Origin of the sequence: Actinomadura sp. KC216 (assembly GCF_004348535.1) — a bacterium.
Classification (GTDB): Bacteria; Actinomycetota; Actinomycetes; order Streptosporangiales; family Streptosporangiaceae; genus Spirillospora.
On sequence record NZ_SMJX01000526.1, the window covers coordinates 1 to 3,479 of the forward strand.

The following is a 3,479-nucleotide window of genomic DNA, read 5'->3' on the forward strand; positions in this document are numbered from 1 at the left end:
GACGTGGAACGCGACGTCCAGCTCGGCGATGCGGTCGAACTCGGGGCGGGGCTCGGCGGCCGCGTCCAGGAAGGCCCGGTGCGCCTCGACCATCCGCTCGACCTGCTCGGACGGGCCGTTCGCGGCGGCCTCCTGCGCGGCGAGCCGGTCGAGCGCGCCGCGCACGGCGAGCAGCTCGACCAGCTGGCCGCGGTGCAGCTCCAGGTAGCGGCCGAAGGCGTCCTCGTAGCGCGCGGCGGAGCCGTCCCGGACGAACGTCCCGCGCCCGTGCCGGACGCTGACCAGGCCCATCGCCTCCAACCCGGCGATGGCCTCGCGGACGCTGACCCGGCTGACCCCGAACACCTCGCACAGCTCCCGCTCGGACGGCAGCGCCGAGCCCGGCGCGAGCTCGCCCTGCCGGATGCCGCGCAGCAGCTGCTCGCGGATCTGCTGGGTGGCGCTCACCCACGCCCCGGCCTGGAAGCCGGGCACGACCGGCGTCTTCTGCTTCTGCGGCGGGGTCACGAACCCGCGACGAAGGAGTCGTAGTCGGCCTGGTCGCCCGCGATCACCATCACCGGCGCACCGACCGCGACCTCGTCGCCGGGGGCGGCGAGGGCCTTGGCGAAGACGCCGTCCACCGGCGCCTCCAGCTCGACCTCGATCTTGTCGGTCTCGACCACGACCAGCACCTGGCCCTCGGTCACCGCCTGGCCGGGCTCGATCTGCCATTCGGAGATGACGCCCTCCTCCATCGACAGCCCCCACTTGGGCATCGGGTAGGTCTCGGCCATCAGCGGTCTCCTTCCTCGGCGGGTTCCTTGTCCAGCAGCCGGCGGACGGACGCGGCGATCCGGTCCGGGCCGGGCAGCGTGTGGTTCTCCAGCACCGGCGCGTACGGGACGGGCGTGTTCAGCGCCCCCACCCGGACGATCGGCGCGCGCAGCAGCTCATGGCACTCGTCCGCCGCCCAGGCCGCGATCTCCGCGCCGAAGCCGCCGCGCGTCGGGGCCTCGTGCGCGATGACCAGCCGCCCGGTCTTGGCGATGGAGGCGCGCAGGCCCGCGCGGTCGAACGGGACGAGCGTGCGCGGGTCGAACACCTCGCAGGAGATGCCCTCCTCCGCCAGCGTCTCGGCGGCGGCGGACGCGTGCTCGCGCGTCTTGAGGTAGGACACGATCGTCACGTCGGTGCCCTCGCGGTGGACCTTGCCGGTCCCGAACGGGATCGGCTCGACCGCCACCACGTCCCCGGCCGGGCCGCCCCGGCCGCCGTACTGCTGCTTGTGCTCGAAGAAGATCACCGGGTCGGGGTCCCGGATCGCCTGCCTGAGCAGGCCCTTCGCGTCGTGCGGGGTGGACGGCGCCACGACCTTCAGCCCCGGCACGTTGACGAACCACGACTCCAGCGACTGCGAGTGCTGCGCGGCCGTCGAGCCGGACGTGCCGGTGACCATCCGCACGACCATCGGCGCGGACAGCCGCCCGCCCGTCATGTAGTGCGTCTTGGCCGCCTGGTTGACGATCATGTCCATCGCCAGCGTGACGAAGTCGCCGAACATGATCTCGGCGATCGGGCGGGCGCCGACCAGCGCCGCGCCGACCGCGGCGCCGACGATGGCCTCCTCCGAGATCGGCGTGTCCCACAGCCGGTCGGCGCCGAACCGGTCCCACAGGCCCTTGGTGACGCCGAAGACGCCGCCGGGCTCGCCGACGTCCTCGCCGATGAGGAAGACGGACGGGTCGCGCTCCATCTCCTCGCCGATGGCCTGCCGGATCGCGTCCGCGTAGGTGAACTTGGTCATCGCAGGGCCGCCCCTCCGAGCGAGTCGACGTACACGTGGTCCAGGGCGTCCTCGGGCCGGGGATGCTCCTGCTCGGCGGCCCAGGCGATGGCGTCGTCCAGGCGCTTCTCGACGGCGTCGCGGACGGCCGTCACGTCCTCCTCGGGGAGCGTGGCGGCGAGGAGGTCGATCGGGTCGCGCGCCATCCAGTGCGCGACCTCGTCCTTCGGCCGGTAGCGGGCCATGTCGCCCTCGAAGTGGCCGCGGTGCCGGTAGGTCTTGGCCTCGATCAGGGTCGGGCCGTCCCCGGCGCGGGCGCGGGCGGCGGCCTCGGCGGTGGCGTCGCGGACGGCGTCCACGTCGTTGCCGTCCACCACGACGCCGGGCATGCCGTAGGAGGCGGCGCGGTCGGCCACGTCGGTGATTACCTGGTGGCGGTCCTGCCGGGTGAACTCGCCGTAGAGGTTGTTCTCGCAGACGAACAGCACCGGCAGCTTCCACAGCGCGGCCAGGTTCAGCGACTCATGGAAGGCGCCCTCGTTGGACGCGCCGTCCCCGAAGAAGGTGACCGCGAGACCATCCGAGCCGCGCCGCTTGAGCTGCAGCGCCGCGCCGGTGGCGAGCGGGATGCCACCGGCGACGATGCCGTTGGCGCCGAGGAAGCCCAGCTCCACGTCGATCATGTGCAGCGAGCCGCCCTTGCCGCGGTTGTAGCCCGCGGTGCGGCCGAACAGCTCGGCGTACATCCGGGCCGGGTCGGCGCCGCGGGCGAGCATGTGGCCGTGCCCGCGATGGGTGGAGGTCAGCACGTCGCGGGGGCCGAGGGCCGCGCAGACGCCGGCCGCCACCGCCTCCTGGCCGATGTACGGGTGCAGGAAGCCGGGGATCAGGCCCCCCGCCCGCTGCCGCGCCGCCTTCTCCTCGAATCTGCGGATGAGGATCATGCGTTCGAGGAGGTCGAGGGCCCCCTCCCGGGTCGCTTGCGTCATGGCGTCCTTTCGTTCCGGCAACTGGTAATACATGTTATGACTGATATGCCTTGCTTGTCACGGGCGATCAGTCGGACGATCAGCCGACCGAGAAGCCGCCGTCCGCCATGACGGCCGCGCCCAGGACGAAGGACGACTCGTCGGAGAGCAGGAACGAGACCACGGCCGCGATCTCCGCCGGGTCGGCGTAGCGGCCGATCGGGTGCCCCTCCTTGAAGTGGTCGGGGCCGGTCCGCGCGGCGTCGATCGCCGCCAGCATCGGCGTCTCCACCCCGCCGGGGCAGACGCAGTTGGCGCGGATGCCGCGGGTCGCGTACTCGACCGCGACCGAGCGGGTGAGCTGGAGCACCGCGCCCTTGGCGGCCGCGTAGGCGGACAGGCCGGGCGCGGCGCAGACCGACGCCGTCGAGCCGAACGTCACGATGCGCCCGCCGCCCCGCGCCAGCATCCCGGGCAGGACGGACTTCATCGCCAGGAAGGTGCCGACCGCGCTCACGTCCAGGACGGTGCGGAACGTGGCGAGGTCGAGCTCGTGCGTCGGGGCGGACGCCTGGATGCCCGCCATCGCGACCAGGCCATCCAGGCCCCCGAGTTCCTCCGTCGCGACGGCGGCCGCCCGCGCCATGTCCGCCTCGTCGGTGACGTCGGCGGCGATCGCGCACGCCAGGCCGCCGGGGTCCGGCTCCTTGAGATCGACGCCCGCCACCCTGGCCCCCTCCTCGGCC

5 protein-coding genes are annotated in these 3,479 nt (G+C 73.2%); all 5 read right to left on the minus strand.

Translation table 11 applies throughout. The features are described from left to right. Window positions 1-507 (minus strand): GntR family transcriptional regulator (locus E1264_RS41440; RefSeq protein WP_132182877.1); only part of this gene is annotated, 507 nt, incomplete at its 3' end. Further along, window positions 504-776 (minus strand): biotin/lipoyl-containing protein, encoded by a 273-nt coding sequence (locus E1264_RS41445; RefSeq protein ID WP_132182879.1) that lies wholly within the window; start codon window positions 774-776, stop codon window positions 504-506. The genes E1264_RS41440 and E1264_RS41445, both read right to left, overlap by 4 nt. Next, the gene (locus E1264_RS41450) at window positions 776-1,786 is read right to left on the minus strand and encodes an alpha-ketoacid dehydrogenase subunit beta (RefSeq protein ID WP_132182881.1); all 1,011 of its coding nucleotides are present in this window, start codon (window positions 1,784-1,786) and stop codon (window positions 776-778) included. The genes E1264_RS41445 and E1264_RS41450 overlap by 1 nt, the downstream gene beginning before the upstream one ends. Continuing rightward, a complete protein-coding gene (locus tag E1264_RS41455) occupies window positions 1,783-2,754 on the minus strand; it encodes a thiamine pyrophosphate-dependent dehydrogenase E1 component subunit alpha (protein WP_132182883.1) in 972 nt (323 codons plus the stop codon). The genes E1264_RS41450 and E1264_RS41455 overlap by 4 nt, the downstream gene beginning before the upstream one ends. A gap of 79 nt (window positions 2,755-2,833) precedes the next feature. Continuing rightward, a partial coding sequence (locus tag E1264_RS41460; protein WP_132182885.1) for an SDR family oxidoreductase occupies window positions 2,834-3,479 on the minus strand: 646 nt, incomplete at its 5' end.

What these genes read in the sequence shown, in the direction of transcription:
- E1264_RS41450 (WP_132182881.1), bottom strand. Translation starts at nt 1,786, where the DNA reads ATGACCAAGTTCACCTACGCGGACGCGATCCGGCAGGCCATCGGCGAG.
- E1264_RS41455 (WP_132182883.1), bottom strand. Translation starts at nt 2,754, where the DNA reads ATGACGCAAGCGACCCGGGAGGGGGCCCTCGACCTCCTCGAACGCATG.
- E1264_RS41445 (WP_132182879.1), bottom strand. Translation starts at nt 776, where the DNA reads ATGGCCGAGACCTACCCGATGCCCAAGTGGGGGCTGTCGATGGAGGAG.